This window comes from Nocardioides sp. DN36 (assembly GCF_055380375.1).
The window spans coordinates 3,871,823-3,893,524 of the sequence record NZ_AP043823.1 but is presented as its reverse complement, the minus strand read 5'-3'; the positions used below and the strand labels follow the sequence as shown (position 1 = coordinate 3,893,524).

Annotated in this window: 22 protein-coding genes and 2 tRNA genes; 19 read left to right on the top strand and 5 right to left on the bottom strand. The window is 71.9% G+C overall.

The genetic code is table 11. From position 1 onward, the window contains the following. Window positions 1-5 precede the first annotated feature (5 nt). The 11 genes from recF to ACZ43H_RS19605 all read left to right on the top strand — a co-directional run bounded on the left by recF (window position 6) and on the right by ACZ43H_RS19605 (window position 10,578). Window positions 6-1,190: a DNA replication/repair protein RecF gene (recF, locus tag ACZ43H_RS19655; RefSeq protein WP_464585738.1), complete on the top strand. Its 1,185-nt coding sequence runs from the start codon at window positions 6-8 to the stop codon at window positions 1,188-1,190. Then, the gene (locus tag ACZ43H_RS19650) at window positions 1,180-1,797 is read left to right on the top strand and encodes a DciA family protein (RefSeq protein WP_464585737.1); all 618 of its coding nucleotides are present in this window, start codon (window positions 1,180-1,182) and stop codon (window positions 1,795-1,797) included. Before recF ends, ACZ43H_RS19650 begins: the two co-directional genes overlap by 11 nt. Window positions 1,798-2,115: 318 nt before the next feature. Then, a complete protein-coding gene (gene gyrB, locus ACZ43H_RS19645) occupies window positions 2,116-4,281 on the top strand; it encodes a DNA topoisomerase (ATP-hydrolyzing) subunit B (RefSeq protein WP_464585735.1) in 2,166 nt (721 codons plus the stop codon). Window positions 4,282-4,437: 156 nt separating this feature from the next. Continuing rightward, window positions 4,438-7,083, top strand: a complete 2,646-nt coding sequence (gyrA, locus tag ACZ43H_RS19640; RefSeq protein ID WP_464590874.1) for a DNA gyrase subunit A — start codon at window positions 4,438-4,440, stop codon at window positions 7,081-7,083. Continuing rightward, on the top strand, window positions 7,083-7,649 hold the full coding sequence (locus ACZ43H_RS19635; protein WP_464585734.1) for a DUF3566 domain-containing protein: 567 nt from the start codon (window positions 7,083-7,085) through the stop codon (window positions 7,647-7,649). The genes gyrA and ACZ43H_RS19635 overlap by 1 nt, the downstream gene beginning before the upstream one ends. A 112-nt stretch (window positions 7,650-7,761) precedes the next feature. Next, a tRNA-Ile gene (locus ACZ43H_RS19630) sits at window positions 7,762-7,838 on the top strand. A gap of 53 nt (window positions 7,839-7,891) precedes the next feature. After that, window positions 7,892-8,017, top strand: a complete 126-nt coding sequence (locus ACZ43H_RS19625) for a DLW-39 family protein (protein ID WP_464585732.1) — start codon at window positions 7,892-7,894, stop codon at window positions 8,015-8,017. Between the two features lie 12 nt (window positions 8,018-8,029). Then, window positions 8,030-8,102: transfer RNA gene (locus ACZ43H_RS19620), tRNA-Ala, on the top strand. 138 nt (window positions 8,103-8,240) lie between these two features. Then, window positions 8,241-8,795: an LURP-one-related/scramblase family protein gene (locus ACZ43H_RS19615; RefSeq protein ID WP_464585730.1), complete on the top strand. Its 555-nt coding sequence runs from the start codon at window positions 8,241-8,243 to the stop codon at window positions 8,793-8,795. Between the two features lie 56 nt (window positions 8,796-8,851). After that, window positions 8,852-9,580, top strand: coding sequence for a hypothetical protein (locus ACZ43H_RS19610; RefSeq protein ID WP_464585728.1), 729 nt, complete (start codon window positions 8,852-8,854; stop codon window positions 9,578-9,580). Then, the gene (locus tag ACZ43H_RS19605; RefSeq protein ID WP_464585726.1) at window positions 9,562-10,578 is read left to right on the top strand and encodes a hypothetical protein; all 1,017 of its coding nucleotides are present in this window, start codon (window positions 9,562-9,564) and stop codon (window positions 10,576-10,578) included. Before ACZ43H_RS19610 ends, ACZ43H_RS19605 begins: the two co-directional genes overlap by 19 nt. 3 nt (window positions 10,579-10,581) lie before the next feature. On the opposite strand, the gene ACZ43H_RS19600 is transcribed toward ACZ43H_RS19605, so the two are convergent. From ACZ43H_RS19600 to ACZ43H_RS19590, 3 genes are read right to left on the bottom strand one after another with little or no spacing between them, the layout of a single operon-like run. Further along, window positions 10,582-11,379, bottom strand: a complete 798-nt coding sequence (locus ACZ43H_RS19600; RefSeq protein WP_464585724.1) for an MBL fold metallo-hydrolase — start codon at window positions 11,377-11,379, stop codon at window positions 10,582-10,584. Continuing rightward, entirely contained in the window at window positions 11,376-12,143 is a 768-nt protein-coding gene (locus ACZ43H_RS19595; protein ID WP_464585723.1) for a sterol desaturase family protein, read from the bottom strand. The genes ACZ43H_RS19600 and ACZ43H_RS19595 overlap by 4 nt, the downstream gene beginning before the upstream one ends. Continuing rightward, window positions 12,140-12,862 (bottom strand): FadR/GntR family transcriptional regulator, encoded by a 723-nt coding sequence (locus tag ACZ43H_RS19590; RefSeq protein ID WP_464585721.1) that lies wholly within the window; start codon window positions 12,860-12,862, stop codon window positions 12,140-12,142. Before ACZ43H_RS19590 ends, ACZ43H_RS19595 begins: the two co-directional genes overlap by 4 nt. Before the next feature lie 115 nt (window positions 12,863-12,977). Here ACZ43H_RS19590 and ACZ43H_RS19585 point away from each other — a divergent pair, with 115 nt between their 5' ends. The 4 genes from ACZ43H_RS19585 to ACZ43H_RS19570 are packed head-to-tail and all read left to right on the top strand — an operon-like array spanning window position 12,978 to window position 16,018. Beyond that, window positions 12,978-13,781, top strand: a complete 804-nt coding sequence (locus ACZ43H_RS19585) for an SURF1 family protein (protein ID WP_464585719.1) — start codon at window positions 12,978-12,980, stop codon at window positions 13,779-13,781. Continuing rightward, window positions 13,778-14,149: a DUF3817 domain-containing protein gene (locus ACZ43H_RS19580; RefSeq protein WP_464585717.1), complete on the top strand. Its 372-nt coding sequence runs from the start codon at window positions 13,778-13,780 to the stop codon at window positions 14,147-14,149. Before ACZ43H_RS19585 ends, ACZ43H_RS19580 begins: the two co-directional genes overlap by 4 nt. Window positions 14,150-14,153: 4 nt before the next feature. Further along, the gene (locus tag ACZ43H_RS19575; RefSeq protein WP_464585715.1) at window positions 14,154-14,996 is read left to right on the top strand and encodes a patatin-like phospholipase family protein; all 843 of its coding nucleotides are present in this window, start codon (window positions 14,154-14,156) and stop codon (window positions 14,994-14,996) included. Further along, window positions 14,993-16,018, top strand: coding sequence for a 1-acyl-sn-glycerol-3-phosphate acyltransferase (locus ACZ43H_RS19570; RefSeq protein ID WP_464585714.1), 1,026 nt, complete (start codon window positions 14,993-14,995; stop codon window positions 16,016-16,018). Before ACZ43H_RS19575 ends, ACZ43H_RS19570 begins: the two co-directional genes overlap by 4 nt. Window positions 16,019-16,031: 13 nt before the next feature. On the opposite strand, the gene ACZ43H_RS19565 is transcribed toward ACZ43H_RS19570, so the two are convergent. Then, on the bottom strand, window positions 16,032-16,844 hold the full coding sequence (locus ACZ43H_RS19565; protein WP_464585713.1) for a hypothetical protein: 813 nt from the start codon (window positions 16,842-16,844) through the stop codon (window positions 16,032-16,034). A gap of 186 nt (window positions 16,845-17,030) precedes the next feature. Between ACZ43H_RS19565 and ACZ43H_RS19560 the strand changes: the two genes are divergently transcribed. Next, on the top strand, window positions 17,031-17,543 hold the full coding sequence (locus ACZ43H_RS19560) for a peptidylprolyl isomerase (RefSeq protein ID WP_464585711.1): 513 nt from the start codon (window positions 17,031-17,033) through the stop codon (window positions 17,541-17,543). 26 nt (window positions 17,544-17,569) lie between these two features. Further along, a complete protein-coding gene (locus ACZ43H_RS19555; RefSeq protein ID WP_464585710.1) occupies window positions 17,570-18,481 on the top strand; it encodes a rhomboid family intramembrane serine protease in 912 nt (303 codons plus the stop codon). 331 nt (window positions 18,482-18,812) lie between these two features. Here the strand turns inward: ACZ43H_RS19555 and ACZ43H_RS19550 are convergent, their stop codons facing one another. Further along, window positions 18,813-19,586: a CPBP family glutamic-type intramembrane protease gene (locus ACZ43H_RS19550; protein WP_464585708.1), complete on the bottom strand. Its 774-nt coding sequence runs from the start codon at window positions 19,584-19,586 to the stop codon at window positions 18,813-18,815. Between the two features lie 164 nt (window positions 19,587-19,750). Between ACZ43H_RS19550 and ACZ43H_RS19545 the strand changes: the two genes are divergently transcribed. Together ACZ43H_RS19545 and ACZ43H_RS19540 are read left to right on the top strand one after the other, a co-directional pair. After that, complete coding sequence (locus ACZ43H_RS19545) at window positions 19,751-20,692, top strand: ABC transporter permease (RefSeq protein ID WP_464585706.1); 942 nt, start codon at window positions 19,751-19,753, stop codon at window positions 20,690-20,692. After that, window positions 20,689-21,687, top strand: coding sequence for an ABC transporter permease (locus ACZ43H_RS19540; protein WP_464585704.1), 999 nt, complete (start codon window positions 20,689-20,691; stop codon window positions 21,685-21,687). The genes ACZ43H_RS19545 and ACZ43H_RS19540 overlap by 4 nt, the downstream gene beginning before the upstream one ends. Window positions 21,688-21,702: the final 15 nt, after the last annotated feature.

Genomic DNA, 21,702 nt, shown 5'->3' with positions numbered 1-21,702 from the left:
CTCCGGTGCACGTCTCCCACCTCGTCCTGCACGACTTCCGCTCGTACGCCGCCGCGGACGTCCGGCTCGAGCCGGGCGTCACCGCGTTCATCGGGCGCAACGGACAGGGGAAGACGAACCTGGTCGAGGCGATCGACTACCTCTCCCGGCTCTCCTCGCACCGGGTGGCGACCGACGCTCCCCTGGTCCGGTCCGGAGCGGACCAGGCGGTGGTGCGGGCCGCGGTCGTGCGGGACGGCCGGACGGCGGTGCTCGAGGTCGAGCTCAACCCGGGTCGCGCCAACCGGGCCCGGGTCAACAAGTCGCCGCTCCCCCGGGCCCGCGACCTGGTGGGGCTGCTGCGCACGATCGTCTTCTCCCCCGAGGACCTGACCCTGGTCAAGGGCGACCCCTCGGACCGGCGCCGCTTCCTCGACGACCTGCTGGTTCTCCGGATCCCGCGGCTGGCCGGGGTCCGCGCCGACTACGACCGGGTGCTGCGCCAGCGCAACTCGCTGCTCAAGAACATCGGGGTGGCCCGGCGTGGGGGCCGCGACGCGCAGGAGTCGGCGCTCTCCACGCTCGCGGTCTGGGACGACAACCTCGCGCGCACCGGGGCCGAGCTGCTCGCCGAGCGGCTGCAGCTCGTGGACGCGCTGCGCCCCTACCTCGGCAAGGCGTACGAGACGGTGGCCCGCGGTGCCTCGCGCGACGACGCCGAGATCACCTACAAGGCCTCCTTCGAGCTGCCCGACGGGCACGGCGCGCTCCCCGACCGGGCGGTGCTCACCGAGGCGCTGCTCGCCGAGGTCGAGCGCAGGCGCGGCGAGGAGCTCGACCGCGGGGTCTCGCTGGTCGGACCCCACCGCGACGACCTGCTGCTGACGCTGGGCCACGGCGCGGGAGACGGCGGCACCCGGCTGCCGGTCAAGGGGTACGCCTCGCACGGCGAGTCGTGGTCCTTCGCGCTGGCGCTGCGGCTGGCGTCCTACGACCTGCTCCGTGCCGACGGGGACGACCCGATCCTCATCCTCGACGACGTCTTCGCCGAGCTGGACAGCGAACGCCGCGCGCAGCTGGCCGACCTGGTCGCCGGCGCCGAGCAGGTGCTGGTCACGGCGGCGGTCGGTGCCGACGTGCCGCCCGCGCTGGCCGGCGCGCGGTTCGTGGTGGCCGACGGCGAGGTCCGCAGGGCCGACGATGACCGGTGACGAGGAGGCCCTCCTCCCCGACGGCGCCGATGGCGTCGACGGCCCCGACGCCGACGCCGCCGGTCCCGACGCTTCCGGGCCGGCCGCACCCGACCCGGTGGTGGAGAACCACCGTGACGACGGGCTCGACCTCGCCCGGGCGCTGACCCGGGCGACCGCGCGCGCTGGTGGGGCGCCCGTCCGGCGCGCCAGGAAGTCCACCGGGCGGCGCTCCTCGTCCACCCGCGTGTCCGGCGCGCACCCCGACGACCGCGACCCGCAGCTGCTCGACAGCGTGGTCAACCGGCTCGTCGACGACCACGGCTGGGACCTCGACCTGCGGGTGCACGGGGTGTTCGGTCGCTGGCAGGAGCTGGTCGGACAGGAGGTGGCCCAGCACTGCACCCCGGAGGCGTTCGCCGAGGGCAAGCTCGTGGTGCGCACCGACTCGACCGCGTGGGCGACCCAGCTGCGGCTGCTCGCGCCGACGATCGTGCGCCGCCTCAACGAGGAGCTCGGCCACGGCACCGTCACGATCATCGAGGTGCTCGGTCCGCACCTGCCGACCTGGAAGAAGGGGCCCCGTTCGGCCCGCGACGGCCGGGGGCCGCGCGACACCTACGGCTGAGCCTCGTTTCACATGAAACGCCGCCACCTGAAACACCGCGACCGCCTGGTCGGCAGGGGTGCCTGCGAGACGATCTGCGAGGCCATCCGACGTACAGGGACCTGTCCGACCCCCTGAACGGCGGTTGCAGAGGCCCTCACGACCCGCTCAGGGGCCCATTTTGTCCACAGTTCCCCCCATCTGTGGGGTCGGTACGTGGTTTACGGCGCTGTGGCCGGTATCATGGCGTTCAGGGTCGCCGGCTCCTGGCTGCGGCGGCCTTCTGTGTGTCAGCCGCCGCCCGCTCCCGTGGGGCGGCCCCAAACTGTAGAGGTGTGCGTGACCGACGAACAGCACGTCGAGAACCCCGTCGAGACCCCTGCCGACACCCCGGCAGGCACCGCAGCACCAGACCAGGCAGAGGCGCCGGTCCCGCCCGCGCTGCGGGGCACCGCACCGGACGCCGGCACGTCGTACGACGCCTCCGCGATCCAGGTGCTCGAGGGCCTCGAGGCGGTCCGCAAGCGTCCGGGCATGTACATCGGCTCGACCGGTGAGCGCGGCCTGCACCACCTGATCTGGGAGATCGTGGACAACGCGGTCGACGAGTCGCTGGCCGGCTACTGCGACCGGATCGTGCTGACGCTGCAGGCCGACGGCGCCATCCGGGTCGAGGACAACGGCCGCGGCATCCCCACCGACACCGCGCCCGGGCAGGAGATGCCCGCGGTGACGATGGCGCTGACCATGCTGCACGCCGGCGGCAAGTTCGGCGGCGGCGGTTACAAGGTGTCCGGTGGCCTGCACGGCGTCGGCGTCTCGGTCGTCAACGCGCTCTCCACGCACCTGACGGTCGAGGTGAAGAACCGCGGCCACCTGTGGCGCCAGAGCTTCAGCCTCGGTGACCCGGACGGTCCGCTGGAGCAGGTCCGCCCGATGGAGCCCGGCGAGCGCACCGGCACCACGGTCATCTACTGGGCCTCCCCCGACATCTTCGAGACCACGACGTACTCCCTGGAGACGATCACCAACCGCATCCGCGAGATGGCCTTCCTCAACAAGGGCCTCGAGATCGTGGTGCGCGACGAGCGCCCCCAGGCCGAGGAGGTCCTCGAGGCGGTCCAGGACGAGACCGTCGCCGACGACGTCGACCAGGGCGGCAGCGACGCGATCCGCAAGGGTGAGGGCGGCGGCCTGGAGCGGATCTTCAAGTACGACCGCGGCCTCGTCGACTACGTCGAGCACCTCAACCGACGCAAGCAGGTCGCCAACCCCACGGTCATCGCCTTCGAGGCGGAGACCCCGGAGTCGGTCGAGAACCACATGAGCCTCGAGGTGGCCATGCAGTGGAACACGACCTTCTCGGAGTCGGTCCACACCTTCGCCAACACCATCAACACCCACGAGGGCGGCACCCACGAGGAGGGCTTCCGCGCGGCCCTCACCTCCCTGGTCAACAACTGGGGCGAGGAGTGGGGCCTGATGAAGAAGCCCGAGGACCGGGTCAAGGGCGACGACATCCGCGAGGGCCTCACCGCGATCATCTCGGTGAAGCTCGGCGAGCCCCAGTTCGAGGGCCAGACCAAGACCAAGCTCGGCAACACCGAGGCCAAGGGCTTCGTCCAGCGGATCATGAACGACCAGCTCGGCGACTGGTTCGAGAAGAACCCCGCCGAGGGCCGCGAGATCGTGCGCAAGGCGCAGGCCGCGGCGTCGGCCCGGATCGCCGCCCGCAAGGCGCGCGACCTGGCCCGCAACCGCAAGGGCCTCCTCGGTGGCGGCGGCCTGCCCGGCAAGCTGTCGGACTGCCAGTCCACCAACCCCGCCGAGTGCGAGGTCTTCATCGTGGAGGGTGACTCCGCAGGCGGCTCGGCCCGGCAGGGCCGCGACCCGCGGGTGCAGGCGATCCTGCCGATCCGCGGCAAGATCCTCAACGTCGAGAAGGCCCGCATCGACAAGGTCCTCGGCAACCAGGAGGTGCAGGCGATCATCTCCGCGCTCGGCACCGGCATCCACGAGGAGTTCAGCCTCGACAAGCTGCGCTACCACAAGGTCGTGCTGATGGCCGACGCCGACGTCGACGGCCACCACATCAACACGCTGCTGCTGACGCTGCTGTTCCGGTTCATGAAGCCGCTGATCGAGCACGGCCACGTCTACATGGCCCAGCCCCCGCTCTACCGCCTCCGCTGGAACAAGCCGGCCGAGCACGAGTTCGTCTACTCCGACGCCGAGCGCGACGCGCTGATGCGCGACGGCCTCGAGCAGGGCAAGAAGCTGCCCAAGGAGAACCCGGTCCAGCGCTACAAGGGTCTCGGCGAGATGAACGCCGAGGAGCTGTGGGAGACCACGATGAACCCCCAGCAGCGGCTGATGCTCCAGGTGACCCTCGACGACGCCGCCCAGGCCGACGAGATCTTCTCGGTGCTGATGGGCGAGGACGTCGAGCAGCGCCGCTCCTTCATCCAGCGCAACGCCAAGGACGTGCGATTCCTCGATATCTAGGTCTCTAGCGAGATCCCTAGATTCGAGTAGAGCAGCCCAGAGAGACCCAGAGAAGAGTTCTGAGACGTGACTGAGACCCCCACGGACAGCACCGGCGGGACCGGCGGACCCGAGGACCCGGGCGGCCGCATCGAGCCCATCGAGCTGCAGACCTCGATGCAGCGGGCCTACATCGACTACGCGATGGCGGTCATCGTCGGGCGCGCGCTGCCCGACGTGCGCGACGGCCTCAAGCCGGTGCACCGGCGGGTGCTCTACGCGATGTTCGACGGCGGCTACCGCCCCGACCGCGGCTTCTCCAAGTGCTCCCGCGTCGTCGGTGATGTCATGGGTCAGTACCACCCCCACGGCGACTCGGCGATCTACGACACCCTGGTCCGCCTCGCGCAGCCGTGGGTGATGCGGGCGCCGCTGATCCACGGGCAGGGCAACTTCGGCTCGCCGGGCAACGACTCCGCCGCCGCCATGCGGTACACCGAGTGCCGGATGGCGCCGCTGGCCCTGGAGATGGTCCGCGACATCCAGGAAGACACCGTCGACTTCCAGCCCAACTACGACGGGCGCTCGCAGGAGCCGACGGTGCTGCCGTCGCGCTACCCCAACCTGCTCGTCAACGGCTCGGCCGGCATCGCGGTCGGCATGGCCACCAACATCCCGCCGCACAACCTGCGCGAGGTCGCCGAGGGCGCCATCTGGGCGCTCGAGCACCCGGACGCCACCCGCGAGGAGCTGCAGGACGCGCTCGTCGAGCGGGTCAAGGGTCCCGACTTCCCCAACGGTGCGCTGATCGTGGGCCGCCAGGGCATCGAGCAGGCCTACCGCACGGGCCGGGGCTCGGTCACGCAGCGCGCGGTCATCGAGATCGACGAGGACTCCCGCGGCCGCACCTGCCTGGTGATCACCGAGCTGCCCTACATGGTCAACCCGGACAACCTGGCGCTGAAGATCGCCGAGCTCGCCGACTCCGGCAAGGTCCAGGGCATCTCCGACGTCCGTGACGACTCCTCGGGCCGCACGGGTCAGCGCCTCGTCGTGGTGCTGCGTCGCGACGCGGTCGCCCGCGTCGTGCTGAACAACCTGCTCAAGCACACCGAGCTGCAGACCAACTTCAGCGCGAACATGCTGGCCCTGGTCGACGGCGTGCCGCGCACCCTGACCATCGACCAGTTCATCTCGAACTGGGTCGCCCACCAAATCGAGGTCATCCAGCGGCGTACCCGCTTCCGCCTCGCCGAGGCCGAGCGGCTCGCCCACGTCCAGCGCGGCCTGGTCAAGGCGCTCGACGCGCTCGACGAGGTCATCGCGCTGATCCGCCGCTCCCCCGACGTCGAGGACGCGCGCACGGGCCTGATGCAGCTGCTCGACATCGACGAGGTCCAGGCCCAGGCCATCCTCGACCTGCAGCTGCGCCGGCTGGCCGCGCTGCAGCGCCAGGCGATCATCGACCGCCTCGCCGAGCTCGAGCGCACCATCGCCGACCTGCAGGACATCCTGGCCAACGAGGCGCGGCAGCGTCAGATCGTGGCCGACGAGCTGACCGAGATCGTCGAGAAGTACGGCGACGACCGGCGCAGCCAGATCATCGCGGCCGACGGCGACCTGTCGATGGAGGACCTGATCCCCGACGAGGACCTCGTCGTCTCCATCACTCGCGGCGGCTACGCCAAGCGCACCCGCGCCGACCAGTACCGCACCCAGAAGCGTGGCGGGAAGGGCGTGCGCGGCGCGACCCTGCGCGGCGACGACGTGGTCGAGCACTTCATCGCCACGACCAACCACCACTGGCTGCTGTTCTTCACCACCGCCGGCCGGGTCTACCGCACCAAGGCCTACAACCTGCCCGAGGCGTCGCGTGACGCGAAGGGCGGCCACGTCGCCGGGCTGCTAAGCTTCCAGCCCGACGAGAACATCGCGCAGGTGCTGGCGATCCGCGACTACGACCAGGCGCCGTACCTCGTCCTGGCCACCCGCAACGGCCTGGTCAAGAAGACCCGCCTGGCCGACTACAACAGCCCGCGCCAGGCGGGCGTCATCGCGATCAACTTCCGCGAGGACGACGACGAGCTGATCGGCGCCGAGCTGGTCAACTCCGAGGACCACATCCTGCTGGTCTCCCGCAAGGGTCAGGCGATCCGGTTCCCCGCCGACGACAGCCAGCTGCGACCGATGGGTCGCGCGACGTCGGGCGTCTCGGGCATGAAGTTCCGCGAGGGCGACTCGCTGCTGTCGATGTCGGTGATCCGGGCCGAGCAGGTCGCGGCCGAGGAGGCCGCCGAGGCCAAGGCGGAGGCGGCCGGTGCGTCGACGGAGCCGGGCGCGCTGCCCGACGTCAAGGAGCAGTACGTCTTCACGATCACCGACGGCGGTTTCGCCAAGCGCACCCGCATCTCGGAGTACCGCCTGCAGTCGCGCGGCGGCCTGGGCATCAAGGCGATGTCGCTGGCCAACGAGGAGCGTGGCGGCCTGGTCGGCGCGTTCATCGTGGAGGAGGGCGACGAGATCCTCTCCATCACCCAGGGTGGCCAGGTCGTGCGCAGCCCCATCAACGACCAGTTCCGGGCCACCGGACGCTCGACGATGGGCGTGAAGTTCGTGACGCCGAAGTCCGGTGACGCGGTCGCCGTGGTCGCCCGTTCGGTCGAGGCACGCGAGGACGAGGAGGACGGCGAGGTCGCCGAGGAATCGCCCGCCGTGGAGTCGGATGCAACAATCGATGGATCTGCCTCCGACCCGGCCGAGGCAGCGACCCCCGGCTCCGACACGACCGGCTCCGACCCGACAGGGGAGAGTGAGGAAGACTGATGACGGAACGTCCCGTCGAACGCACCTCCACCCGCACGACCCGTGACCGCAGCCGCGCCGAGGACACCTCGGTCCGGGCGCCGCTCGGCGAGCGCATCTCGGCCAAGCTGAGCAGCGCCGCCGACGAGCACCGGGCCAACGCCAACCCGGACTCGCGCACCGCGGCGAAGAAGGCGGCCCCGAGCGGCCGCCCGCCGCGCCGGGCCCGGCTCCGGCTGACGCGGATCGACCCGTGGTCGGTGATGAAGACGGCGTTCCTGCTCTCGGTCGCCTTCGGCGTGGTCACCGTGGTGTCCGTGCTGATGGTGTGGTCCGTGCTCGGCGCGGCCGGCGTGTGGGACTCCATCAACCAGACGGTGCAGGACGTCGTGGGCGGCCAGGACTCCGCGAGCTTCGACGTGGAGAACTACCTCGGCACCTCCCGGGTGCTCGGCTTCACCATGCTCGTCGCGGTGATCGACGTGGTCCTGCTGACCGCGATCGCGACGCTCGGGGCCTTCCTCTACAACATGGCCGCTGCCCTGCTCGGGGGCATCGAGGTCACGCTCGCGGAGGACGAGCGCTGAGCCCGTCGGGCGTCGTACCTCCCGTTTTGTCGGGCCGCGACGCCCTGCGGTAGTGTCTCCCCTCGGTCGCTGGTCGACCATCCCTGGCACAGGCTTCGCCTCGGCCAGACCCGGGCCTATAGCTCAGACGGTTAGAGCGCTTCCCTGATAAGGAAGAGGTCACAGGTTCAAGTCCTGTTAGGCCCACCACCCGGATCGACCGGCCGGACCCGTCCGGCCCGCCCGACGACGTAGGAGTCGCCATGAAGAAGCTCGTCCTGGTCCTGCTGGCGGCGGCCGGCGCCTTCGTCGCGAAGAAGAAGATCGACGAGGGTCGCACCGAGCAGGCCCTGTGGGCCGAGGCCACCGACAACGTCGAGCGCGGCTGACACTCCCGACCAGGGGCCTTGGCGCAATTGGTAGCGCACCTGCTTTGCAAGCAGGGGGTTAGGGGTTCGAGTCCCCTAGGCTCCACCCGTTCTCCCGCCGGAACCCCACGGGTTCCTCCCGGCTCCACCGGTCGCTGAGCCGACGACTCATCCCTCCTGAGGGATGCGGGCGCGCGCCGGTCGCGTGACGCTTGCCGCCTGTGCCGAGAGGGAGGTGGCGGCGATGCCGCTGGGACGACGACACGAGCGCCGCGAGGACCGGCGTGACGAGCGAGGCGGCGATCCGGGCGGGGTGACCTACCGGATGCGCCAGCGGATGCTCTCGATCGGTGACGACTACTGGATCGAGAACGCCGACGGGGAGCGCGCCTACAAGGTCGACGGGAAGGCGCTCCGGCTCCGCAAGACCCTCGTGCTCGAGGACGCGCACGGGCACGCGCTGGCGAAGATCCAGGAGCGGGTGGCCCGGCTGCGGGACTCCATGGAGGTCGAGGACGCCGACGGGAACCGGTTGGCGATGGTCAAGAAGGCACTGGTCACCCCGCTGCGGGACCGGTGGGTCGTGGACGTGAACGGCGGGCCTGACCTCGAGGTGAAGGGCAACCTGATGGACCACGAGTACACCTTCACCGAGGGCGACCGGGTCGTTGCGTCGGTCTCGAAGCGGTGGTTCCGCGTCGCCGACACCTACGGCGTGGAGATCGAGCCGGGCCAGGACCCGGTGGTGCTCCTGGCCGCCACGGTCGCCATCGACACGATGGCCCACGAGGAGCGCTGAGCCGTCCTCCGCCAGTAGCCTCGTCCCCGGCATCGAGGTCAGGGGAGGTACGTGCTGTGCAGGTGGTGACGAGCGCCGATCGATCGGACCTGGAGTCCGAGGTCCGCGAGGCGTTCCGGGAGCGGTGGCCGGAGTTCATCTTCCACGGGGAGGCGGCCCCGAAGTACCTCGCCCGGGTGGGTGAGTACTTCCGGCACTTCGACATCCTGCTGCTCGACGAGGGGAAGGTGGCCGCCGGCGGGTGGGGTGTCCCGTTCGCGTGGACCGGTGACGTCGAGGACCTGCCGGACGGGTACGACGGGGCGCTCGCGCGCTCCGTCGAGGACCACGAGGCCGGACGCGCGCCCAACGCCCTGAGCTTCATGGCCGCGGCGGTCGCACCCGCCTTCGACAAGCAGGGACTGGCCCAGCAGGTGCTCACGGCGCTCGTGGCGCGCGCCGAGGAGCACGGCATCACACACGTGGTGGCGCCCCTGCGCCCGACGTGGAAGCACCGCTACCCGCTCACGCCGATGGCGGAGTACGCCACCTGGGTGCGCGAGGACGGCCTGTCGATCGACCCGTGGATCCGCACCCACCAGCGGATGGGCGCCACGGTGCTCGGTCCGGCCGCCAGGTCGATGGTCATCAGCGGCACGGTGGCCGAGTGGGAGTCGTGGGCCGAGATGGCCTTCCCCGTGAGCGGGCAGTACGTCGTCCCGGACGCGCTCGGCCTGCTCGAGGTCGACCGTGACGCCGACCGGGCTACGTACGTCGAGGAGAACCTGTGGGTCCAGCACCGCTGACCCGCTCCCTCCTCCCGACGCTGCTGCTCGTCCTCCTCGGTTCCGGGTGCGACGACGTCCCGCCACCGCAGGCCGACGCGCCGGCTCCGCCTGCGCGTCTGGCCGGGACCCCGTCGTACGACGCACGCGAGGAGCCCGCGGAGGCGGTGCTGCCGCTGGTCCCGGCGACTGCCACGACGCTGACCGTCACCGATCTCGACGGGGTGCGCCGCCAGCTCGGGGTGCCGGACCTGACCAGCGCGGACCTGATGACGGACCGCTCGGAGTTCTGGGAGCGGGCGTCGAGCGAGGCCCCGCTGCTGACCGAGGGGATGCTGCGCGACGACACCTCGGAGCTGATGCTCGACCACGGCTTCACCGAGGACGACGTCGACTGGGAGGCCCACTTCACCGGCCCCGACGGCAACGGCTTCGTGCTCGCCTTCCGCCCCGACCTGGACATGGGTGCCGTCGCCGGGGCCGTCGAGGCCGGGGTCGGACCGCTCGCGGGGGCGCAGGTGCTGCGGGGGTCGCACCTGGTCGTCTCGGGCGTGGCCACTGACGGCGCGGACAGCTGGGCGACCGACCCGGCGGTGGTGCCGCTCGTCGGGGACCCGGCCGAGGCGACCTACGTCCGTCGAGGCTGCGTGCCCCTCGCCGACGCCCTGGGTGCGGACGCGTCGGCCGACGACCAGGACGCGGTGCTCGCGCACCACGACGTGACCGACCTCGACCAGCTGGACGCCGTCGCGGTCGGCTTCGGCGACCACCTCGCGACGGTGCGGCTGGGCACGGACCGGGCGGACCTCTTCGACCGGCTCCACCTCGGCGACGACTGGCCCGGTGGCGACCCGTCCTTCGGGGACGGCTTCACCCGCGGCGTCGGGGACCCGGCCACCGGACGGATCGGGTACGACGTGCCGCGGCCGCCGCTGGCGGCCGGGCTGGCGCTGACCGAGACGCTGCCCTTCGCGGTGTGCAACGAGGTCACCCCGATCCCGGAGCCGACCGGGCTGTGACCGTCAGCCCGCGGTGAGGGCGGCGAGCTCGGTGGCGTCGTGGGCGCTGAACACGGTGACCTCGCCGGCGTGCGCCGCACGGAGCTCGCGGAGCCGCTCCTGGTTGTGCCGGCGCTGCAGGTCGTCGGTCGCCATCAGGCGCTGGAACACGCGCAGGCCGGGCGGGGTCGTGACCGGCGAGCCCAGGTCCCCGGGGTGGAAGTAGGAGTCGCCCGCGTGCAGCAGCCAGTGGCCGTCGGGACGGCGGACGGCGACGCCGCAGTGGCCGCGGGTGTGGCCGCGCAGGGGGACCAGGAGGAGGTCGTCGTCGAGCGCGGTCACGGCGCCGAGGCCGAACCACTCCTCCCCCGCGACCCGGTGGCGCTCCCAGCGCGGCCCGTGTGCCCACTGCGCGGCGACGTAGCGCGCCCGCTCCCGCAGCTGCGGGTGCAACGCGGCGTCGAGCTCGTCGCCGAGCACGTGGACCCGCGCCTGCGGGAAGTCGCCGATCCCGCCGGCGTGGTCGAGGTCGAGGTGGGTGAGCACGATGTCGGTGACGTCCTCGACCCGGTGGCCGCGGGCCAGGACCTGCGCCCGGGCCGTCTCCGCCGGGTCGAGCACCGGCCGCACGACCGCCCGGAACGGTCGCCCGAGACGGCGCGGGTCGGCGATGTCCGCGGTCCCGAAGCCGGTGTCGACGAGCAGCAGGCCGCCGGGGCGCTCGACCAGCAGGCAGTGGGCGACCATCCGCTCGGCCGAGATCCGCCCGCCGAACGCGCCGGCGGGCCGCATGGTGGCGCAGTTGAGGTGGTGGACGGTCACGAGGCGATCGTGCCGTCCCGCTCGGCCTCCGTCGCGTGCAACCGCCGGACCGTCGGGGAGGTCTGCACCGCTGCCGGATCCGGGTAGGTGCCGAACAGGCGGTCGGCGGTCCCCGCGGTGGTCACCGTGAACCAGTAGTGCTCGTTCTTGTAGTGGTGGAGGCGGTGGTTGCGCCACACCGAGCGGAACCACGCCGACCGGGGCCGGTAGTCGCTGTGCACGAGGTAGTGGGTCCACTCGTAGCCGATCTTGATGGCGTGGACCGAGACGAGCAGCGACAGCGCGCTCGGGGTCGTCGGCATCGCCAGCAGCGCGACGGCGACGTACGCCGGCAGCAGCCAGACCAGCGCCCGCCACGGGATGAACACCAGCGGCAGGTCCCGGGGGTCGGCGTGGTGGGCGCGGTGCTCCCGCGCCAGGAGGGAGTCGACGGTGACCGGCCCGAGCGAGCGAGGCCGCCAGTGCAGGATCGCGACGTGGATGCACCACTCGATCACCGGGAAGAGAGCGACGAGGGCGGCGGGGACCAGCAGCTCCCACCAGGAACCACCGCCGACGGCCACCCGTGCGACGACCGAGCCGAGGAGGAAGGCCGAGATCAGCCAGGGGCTCGGGTGCCGCCAGAACTCCCGCCAGGCCGCGATCATCGGCAGCGACTGGCGTCGCCGCGCCGGGCCGGCCCCGGTCATCCGGTCCAGTCGGGCCTCGTCGGCGGCCAGCCGCTGGGCGGCGAGCTGCTCGACCTCGGGGTCGGGCTTGGTCATCGCTTCTCCTCGAGCTGCTGCAGGGCGGCGAGCAGGCTGGTGGTGGCCGGGCGCAGCACGCGCTCGGCGGCGGCGCGGGCGGTGTCGGGGTCCCCCTCGCCGATGGCGGCGGTCAGCACCCGGTAGACCCCGACCTGGCCCACCTCCTCGGCCATCGCGGGGGCGAGCGCCTCGAGCGCGGGCTCGTACGCCGCGCGCAGGCTGTTGAACATGAGTCGGAACGTCAGCGAGTCCGCCGCGTCCACGACCACGTCCCAGTAGGCCAGCGCGTGGACCTGCCGCTCGACGTCGTCGTCCGTCGCGGCGAGCGCGTCGACGGTCCCGGTGAGGGCGGCGGTCAGGGCCGGTCCCCCACGCTCGGCGGCCAGGGCGGCCACGCCCGGTCCGACGACCAGCCGCGCCTCGAGGATGCTGCGGGCGACCGCCGCGTCGAGGGCGCCGCCACGCACCAGCAGCCGGGGCAGCAGGTCGAGGCCGGCGTACCGGCGGAAGTCGCGCACCGTGGTGGCCCCGCCGTGCCGGACCTCGAGCAGTCGGGTCTGGGCCATCCGCTGCAGTGCCTCGCGCACCGCGGGTCGGGACACCCCGAGCACCTCGGCGAGCCGGCGCTCGCTCGGGAGCGCCTCGCCGGCCTCGAGCCCCCCGTCCACGACCTCGGAGAGCACCTGGTCGAAGACCTCGTCGGGCACGGACCGGCGGTTCACGGGCTGCAACGGCATGCCGGGGACGCTAGGACGGGTGATCCGAGTGGTCAAGTGGTCTGACCAGTATGTGGGAGCGGGGTCACCTGCCCCGAGGCCGGTTCCGGGGCCGCTGCGACGTACGCTGGAGGCCGTGCCCACCCTGCTCGCCCCGCGCTACTGGGGCGCGCACCTGCTGGCGCTGGTGCTCACCGCCGCGGCCGTCGGGCTCGGCGTGTGGCAGTACGACGCCTGGCAGGCGCGGCGGGCCGCGGAGGCCACCGACCTGACCCTCGAGGACCCGGTCCCGCTGGAGTCGGTGATCGGCCCCGACGACCCGTTCCCCGGGACCAAGGTGGGCCAGCCGGTCATCCTGGACGGGCAGTGGGTGCCCGAGGGGACCGTCTACGTGTCCGGACGCGAGCAGGACGGCCGGGACGGCTACTGGGTGGTGACACCGCTGGCGATCACCGGCGCGGGCGACCCGGCCATCCCCGTCGTCCGCGGCTGGGTGGGCGACTGGCACGACGCGCCGAAGGCCCCGACGGGCAGCGCCGAGATGGTCGGCTGGCTCCAGCCGACCGAGGGCACCGGCGAGGTCGACGACGACCCGAGCGACGACGTGCTGCCGCAGCTGCGCACCGCGGACGTGATCCAGCACGTCGACCAGGACCTCTACGGCGCGTACGCCGTGGTCGCCGACAAGGCGGCACCGGGCGCCTGGCCGGTCGGTGCGAACGCCCTCAACGACGGCACCGCCGGGCTCGCGGCCGCCGACCTCGCGCAGCTCCCCGACGCCGGCCGGTTCACCGCGCTGCGCAACCTGCTCTACGCGATCGAGTGGGTGTTCTTCGGGGCGTTCGTGGTGTTCGTGTGGTGGCGCTGGACACAGGACGTGCGCCGGGAGGCCGCCACCGAGCCGGAGCCACAGGACGACCCGGTACCTTCGGAGCCGTGACCGGCACCGACAACCTCCGTGGCCCCCTGACCCGCTACCGCGTCATGGCGACCGTGGTCGGCGTGCTGCTGATCGTCCTGATCCTGATCGGCGTCCCGCTGAAGTACCTCACCACCGACGGCTCCGACCTCCAGCGCCTCGGCGAGTGGATCACGACGTACCTCGGTATCGCCCACGGCTGGCTCTACATGATCTTCCTGGTCACGGCCTTCTGGCTCTCCCGCAAGGCGCGCTGGGAGCTGCCGTTCACGGTCGTCACCCTGCTGTGCGGCACCATCCCGATCGCCAGCTTCTGGGCCGAGCACCGCGCCACCCAGCGGGTGCGCGCCGAGCACCCCGAGCTGGTCTCACCCGCAGAGCGGGTCTAGGCGCGTGACGACCGCGTTCGTGCTGGGCGGCGGTGGCGTGCTCGGCGCGGTCGAGGTCGGCATGCTCAGGGCCCTGTTCGAGCGCGGCGTCACCCCCGACCTCGTGCTCGGCACCAGCGTGGGTGCGCTCAACGGCGCGATGGTCGCCCGCGACCCCTCCCTCGAGGTCATCGAACGGCTCACCGAGCTCTGGCGGGGCGCGAGCCGCTCCGGCCAGGAGGTGTACGGCGACCGGGCGCTGCGCACCGTCCGCCGTGCGGTCTCCACCGGCACCCACATCTACTCCGCGAAGCCGCTGAAGAAGAGACTCGCCGAGGAGCTCGGCGACCTGACGTTCGAGGACCTCCCGGTCCGCTTCCAGGTGTGCGCGGCCTGCATCGAGCGGTCGGCGGAGCACTGGTTCGACTCCGGGCCCGTGGTCGACGCGGTCGTCGCCAGCGCCGCCGTGCCCGGCCTGCTGCCGCCGGCCAGGGTGGGCGACGAGCACTTCCTCGACGGCGGCATCGTCAACTCGATCCCCGTCGGCCGGGCGGTCCAGCTGGGGGCGACCCGGATCTTCGTGCTCCAGGTCGGCCGCGTGGACCGACCGCTGAGCGTGCCGCGGCGACCCTGGGAGGTCGCGCGGGTGTCGTTCGAGATCGCCCGCCGGCACCGGTTCGTGCGCGAGATGGCCGAGCTGCCCGAGGACGTGGAGGCGCACGTGCTGCCGGCGCGGGGCACGTCCAGCCGGGACGACTCGCTGCTCGGCAGCCGCGACTTCAGCAGCGTGGAAGCGCGCATCGACGAGACCTACGAGGCCTGCGTGGCCTACCTCGAGGAGCACCTGCCCACCGCGGGGCACCCGTGATCCGGCTGCTGCGGCGGGTCGTCCTGGCGCCGCTCGTCGTGCTGGTCACCGCGCTGGTGTGGTTCACGCTGCCGCTGTGGCTGATCGTGGCCGCGGCCCTCTCCCCGGTGCTGCCCGGGCGCTGGCGGGCACTGCGGCTGCTGTGGGTGTTCATCCTCTACCTCACCTGCGAGGCGCTGCTGCTCGTGGTGATGCTCGGGCTGTGGCTCGCCTCCGGGTTCGGCCGGCGGATCAGGACGCCGTACTTCGAGGGCATCCACTACGACCTGGTGCAGGGCGTCATGTGGGTGTTCTTCCGGGAGGCGCGTCGGGTGCTGCGGCTGCGGATCGTCACCGACGGCCCCGCGCCGGACGCGCACCCGGGCATCCCGATCCTGGTGTGCTGCCGGCACGCCGGGCCGGGCGACTCGTTCACGCTCATCTACGCGCTCATGCACTGGTACTCGCGCGAGCCGCGGGTCGTCCTCAAGGACACCCTGGCCTGGGACCCGGCGATCGACGTGCTGCTCAGCCGGATCCCGGCGCGCTTCATCTCCCCGAACCCGGCCGCCGGGGAGGACCTCGAGTCGCACATCGCGGCCCTGGCGTCGGGGCTGGACGAGAACGACGCGTTCGTGATCTTCCCCGAGGGGGGCAACTTCACCCCTGAGCGGCGCCAGCGGGGCATCGACCGGCTGCGCCGGCTCGGCCTCGAGCGGATGGCGCGGCGGGCCGAGGAGATGACCAACGTGCTCGCGCCGCGACCCGGCGGCTTCCTCGCAGCGCTCGACGCCGCACCGGACGCCGACGTGGTCCTGGTCGCCCACACCGGGCTGGACCACCTGCGGACCGTGGGTGACCTGTGGCGCGAGCTGCCCATGGACAAGCAGCTGATCATGCGCTGGTGGCAGGTGCCGCGGGCCGAGATCCCCGAGGGCCGGGAGGCCCGGATCGACTGGCTCTACGCGTGGTGGGAGCGGATCGACACCTGGGTGGAGCAGAACCGGCCGGAGGATCTCTCCTCCGGCCGGTCCGGCAGCTGACGGTGCGGGGCGCTCAGGCCTTGTCGTCCTCGTCGAGGTCGACGACCTCGGCGGGGTTGTCCGGCGTGGTGACCGGGTGCGGCGACTCTGCCTGGTCGGCCAGCGCCTCGTCCGGCGAGGAGCCCGCGTTGTCGTCCTCGCCCTCCTCGGCACCCGACATCGGGGCGGCCGGGGTCGCGGGGGCGGCGGGCGGCGAGGGAGCCGGCGCCGGCGTGGGCACGTAGGACGACTGCCAGTTGTCGCTGGCCCCGCCGCCCTGGAGCTTCTTGGCCACGAAGCCGAGCACGGCGGCGATACCGCCGATGAGCACGATCTTCTTGAGCTTGCTCCCCTTCTTCTTCTCCGGGTTGAGCTCGGCGGCCTTGGCGGCGGCCAGGTCGCGGCCCTCGGCGGCCTTCTCGGCGGCGTAGCTGGCGCCCTGGGCGACCTTCTCGGTGGCGATCGCCGCACCCGCCGCGACCACCGGGGCGGCCTTCGCACGGGCGTCGGCCAGCACGGGGGCGGCCTTGTCACGGGCGTCGGCGAGGTAGGGGGCGGCCTTCTCGCGGGCGTCCGCCACGTAGGGAGCCGCCTTGGCGCGGGCGTCGGCCAGCGCGGGCGCGGCCTTCTCCCTGGCGTCGGCCACGTACGGCGCGGCCTTGGCGCGGGCGTCGGCCAGCGCCGGGGCGGCCTTCTCACGCGCCTCGGCGAGCAGCGGCAGCGCGCGCTCCTTGGCGTCCAGGGCAGCGGCCTTGGCGGTCTCGGCGGCCGACTCGAGCTGCGGCCGGACCGTGTCGACGTACTCGGAGGCTTGATCGATCAGCGACTTCTTCTTGCGCAGGCCCATGGGCGTGACACTTCCTTCTCGTCGTGTGACTTCCATTCGATCATGTCTGACCCGACCCAACCAGCGCCCGGTCGTCCTGCCCACCGTGCTGCTGGCCGTGTTGCGGGGTGTCTTGTCGCGCGTGCGAGGATCGGGCACAGACAGCATCGACGGTCACGTCGTACCCATTCCACGCGAGAGGCAGTCATGGCTGACCAGCAGGCCATTCTGAAGACCAACAGGGGTGACATCACCGTCAACCTGTTCCCCGACCACGCTCCCGAGACGGTTGCCAACTTCACCGGGCTGGCCGAGGGCACCAAGTCGTACGACGCCGGCAACGGCAGGACCGGCCCGTTCTACGACGGCCTGGGCTTCCACCGCGTCATCGAGGGCTTCATGATCCAGGGCGGCTGCCCGCTCGGCACCGGCACCGGCGGCCCCGGCTACACCTTCAAGGACGAGCCGCACCCCGAGCTCACCTTCGACAAGCCCTACCTGCTCGCGATGGCCAACGCCGGCCCGGGCACCAACGGCTCGCAGTTCTTCATCACCGTCGGTGCGACCACCTGGCTGAACTTCAAGCACACGATCTTCGGCGAGGTGGCCGACCAGGCCTCGCGCGACGTCGTCGACGCGATCGCCACGACCGCCACCGGCCCCGGTGACCGCCCGCTCGAGCCGGTCGTCATCGAGCACGTCGAGGTCGTGCGCTCCTGAGCGAGCCGCAGACTCCCGCGACCGGGGTGCCGACGTGCTACCGGCACCCCGGCCGGGAGTCCTACATCCGTTGCCAGCGCTGCGACCGGCCGATCTGCCCGGACTGCATGCGCGACGCCGCCGTGGGCTTCCAGTGCCCCCAGTGCGTGGCGGAGGGGGCCAGGAACACCCGCAGCGGACGGACGGCGTACGGCGGGCTGCGGCCCGGCAACGCCGGCATCACCTCGATGGTGCTGATCGGGATCAACGCGGCGGTGTGGCTGCTGGTGATGGCCACCGGTGGCTCGGCCAGCGCGCTGCTCAACAAGCTGATGCTGCTGCCCACCGGGCGCTGCGTCTCCTCCCAGCGGCCGGACCTGTACTTCCCCAGCATCGGCAGCGAGACCGCCTGCTCGTCGACCGGCCAGGGTGACTGGGTCCCCGGGGTCAGCGACGGTGCCTGGTGGCAGCTGTTCACCAGCGCCTTCACCCACGTCGAGATCTGGCACATCGGCTTCAACATGCTGGCCCTGTGGTTCCTCGGGCCGCAGCTGGAGCTCGCGGTCGGCCGGGTCCGGTTCCTGGCGCTCTACCTGCTCTCCGCCCTGGCCGGCTCCACGCTGGTCTACTGGGTGGCGCCCGTCGACGGCTCCACGCTCGGCGCCTCCGGGGCGATCTTCGGCCTGATGGGCGCGCTGCTCGTGATCGCCTTCAAGGTAGGCGGCAACGTGCAGCCGATCCTGGCCTGGATCGGCATCAACTTCCTCTTCACCGTGGTCGGCCGTGGCTTCATCTCCTGGCAGGGTCACCTCGGCGGCTTCATCGGGGGCACCCTCATCGCGCTCGTCCTCGTCTACGCACCGCGAGCGCACCGCACCCTGTGGCAGTCGTGCGGCCTCGGTGTGATCGCGGCCGCCCTCGTGGTCGCCGTCCTATTGCGCACCGCCGCCCTGACCTGACCGGTCCGGGCGCCTGTGGACAACCACCGGCGTCACCCCGCGACCTGTGGACACCGGGCCCTCGATACGGTTCATCCACAGGCACCTGGGGATCAACCGCCCCTCTGTCCACAGGGGAGCCGCGCCTTCCGGCCGGCGCCGGACCCCGGCAGCCCCCGGCGTACCCACTTCTGGGTATGCGCTCGTGACACCGCCTGCGAGCAGCGCCATCGTTGCGGCACGTTGTGCACAACTGTGGAATCACCTGTGGAGAACTACATCGATGTAGTTCTCCACAGGGTTGTCCCCAGTTGTGCACGAACTCCGGGGGCCGCAGCCGCCCCCGCCGCCCTCAGGAGAACACCGCGACGGCGGTCATGAGGCTCACGATCGTGTTCACGACCACGTGCGTGGCGATGGCCACCTCGAGGCTGCGGGTCCGCCACGCATGCACCGAGACGGCGACCTGGACCAGGAGGACGAGCAGGAATTCGGCCGGCTCCCACAGGTGCTCGGTGGCGAACAGGCAGCCGAGGAGCACGGGCTGGACCCCGGCCCGGACCGGCAGCCGGGTCATCAGGTGGCCCTTCCAGTAGAGCTCCTCGACCACGGGGTTCACGACTGCGTCGAGGATCCAGTTGGCCACCAGGGCGACGACCACCGCGAGGGTGCCGTAGGCCGTCACGTCACGAGGGTGCAGGGTCGGTGACAGGTCGCTGGGAAGCCAGCCGAACGCGGCGTCGATCGCACCGGAGACCGGGGCCAGCACGCCGGCCAGGACGACGGTCAGGGCGACGAAGCCGATCGTCCAGGCCAGCACCCGACGCGCCGGAAGCCTGCGGTCGAGGCTCACCGCCCCCCGGATGGACGCGATCCCCGTGTGCCGGAGGGCGTAGCGGCGCAGGTAGCCGATCTCGAGGAGGGTGACGACCCCGATCGCCACGGTGTAGCCGAGGGTCGCGGGGAGCCCGACGCTGCGGGCGGCCGGCGCGACGGTGAGGGCCAGCAGCACGGTGACGGCGCCGGGAGCCATGTTCACCAGGAGGGCGCGCGGCCACGAGTAGGGGACGTCGACCGGGGTCGACGAGGTGACGGGTGAGGTGTGGGAGAGGGGGGTCGTGTCCATGGCTCCACCGTGGCCGGATCCGGATCGCGGTCCTTGACGGATCCCTGCCGATGATCTGGAGAACGGGTGCAGGACCCCGCCGCCTCAACCCCATTATCGGGTAAGTGAGTCGACTTTGATAGGTTTCCACGTCGTTCTCACCCGCACCCGTTCAAGGAGGGCCTGTGGCTGCGCTGACCGGCCCCGACGCCGTCGAGCTCGCAGTGCCGGACACCCGGTTCCGGCCGAGCCCCTGGCGGACCTTCCGCCGTGACCGCGCCGCCATGCTCGGCCTGGCCGTCGTGGTCGCGGCGTTCCTGCTCGCGCTCGCGGCTCCGTGGGTCGCGCGCCTCGGCGGGCACGACCCGTTCACCTACGACGCGTCGGCACTCGCCGACGACGGCTCGCCGATCGGCGCCTTCGGCGGTGTCAGCGCCCGGCACTGGTTCGGAGCCGAGCCGCTCACCGGTCGCGACCTCTTCGCGGTCGTGGTCTACGGCGCCCGGACCTCGATCCTGGTGGGCCTGGCGGCCACGGTCGTCTCGGTCACCATCGGGGTCCTGCTCGGCACCAGCGCGGCGCTCCTGGGCGGCGCCTATGACCTCGTGGTCAGCCGAGGCACCGACGTGCTGCTGGGCTTCCCGAGCCTGATCTTCATGATCGCCCTGGGGGCGCTCGCTCCCGCGGCGATCCCGAAGTGGCTGCTCGTGGTGGGAGTGATCGGTCTGTTCGGCTGGCCTCCGGTGGCGCGGGTGGTGCGCGCGCAGTCGCTCACCCTCATGCAGCGGGACTTCACCCGGGCCTCCCGGGCCATGGGCGCCGGTCCCTGGCACGTGCTCCGGGAGCAGCTGCTGCCCAACCTGTGGGGCACCGTCATCGTGTTCGCGACCATGGCCATCCCCGGCAACATCGGCGCCGAGGCCGCCCTCTCCTTCCTCGGGGTCGGCGTGCCGCCACCGACACCCGCGTGGGGACGCACCATCGGCACGGCGATCGGCTGGATCGCCACCGACCCCTGGTACCTGCTCTGGCCGGCGCTCGCGCTCTTCGCGGTGACCTGGGCGTTCAACCTGGTCGGCGACGGGCTCCGCGACGCGCTGGACCCGCGCCTGGCGGGGGAACGATGACCACGACGTCGTACGTCCTGCGGCGGGTGCTCGCCGCCGTCCTGGTGCTGCTGGCGATCGCCGCCCTCACCTTCCTGGTCTTCCACCTGCTGCCCAGCGACGTCTCGCAGGCGTCGTGCGGCAAGCCCTGCACCACCGAACGCCGCGAGACCGTGCGGCACTTCCTCGGCTACGACCAGCCGGTGCTGGTGCAGCTCGGGGACTTCCTGCGCGGGATCCTCGTGGGCCGCGACTACGGCTCCGGCGGTGCCACCGTGCACTGCTCGGCGCCGTGCTTCGGCTACTCGTTCCGGCTCAACGAGCCGGTCACCACCCTGATCTGGGACCGCTTCGGCGTGACCGCCTCGATCGCGGTGGGCGCAGCAGTCCTGTGGACGCTCGTGGGTGTCACCACCGGCGTCGTCGCGGCGCTGCGGCGCAACAGCTGGGTCGACCGGGCCGCGATGGCCTCCACGGTCGTGGGGGTCTCGGCCCCCACCTACCTCGTCGGCCTGGTCGGCATCTACGTCCTGGGCTTCAAGCTCGACGCCGTCCCGGTCGGTGGCTACGTGCCGCTGGCTGACGGGATGGTCCCGTGGGCCTGGCACCTGGTGCTGCCGTGGTGCGTCCTCGCGGTCGCCAGCTCCGCGGTCTACACCCGGCTGACCCGCACCCAGATGCTCGACGTGCTCGAGGAGAACTTCGTGCGGACGGCCCGCGCCAAGGGCCTCTCCGAGCGCCGCGTCGTCACGCACCATGCGCTGCGCAACGCCCTGCTGCCGGTCGTCACCATCTTCGGCCTCGACCTCGGCAGCCTCCTGGGCGGCGCGGTCATCACCGAGAAGATCTTCAGCATGCAGGGCCTCGGCGCGCTGCTCGTCGACTCCGTCGGCAACCTCGACCTGCAGGTCGTCCTCGGCGTGACCCTCTTCTCGGCCTTCCTCATCGTCCTGGCCAACCTGGCCGTGGACCTCGCCTACGTCCGTCTCGACCCGCGCGTGGCGCGGCGCGGCTGACCCATCCACCCCACC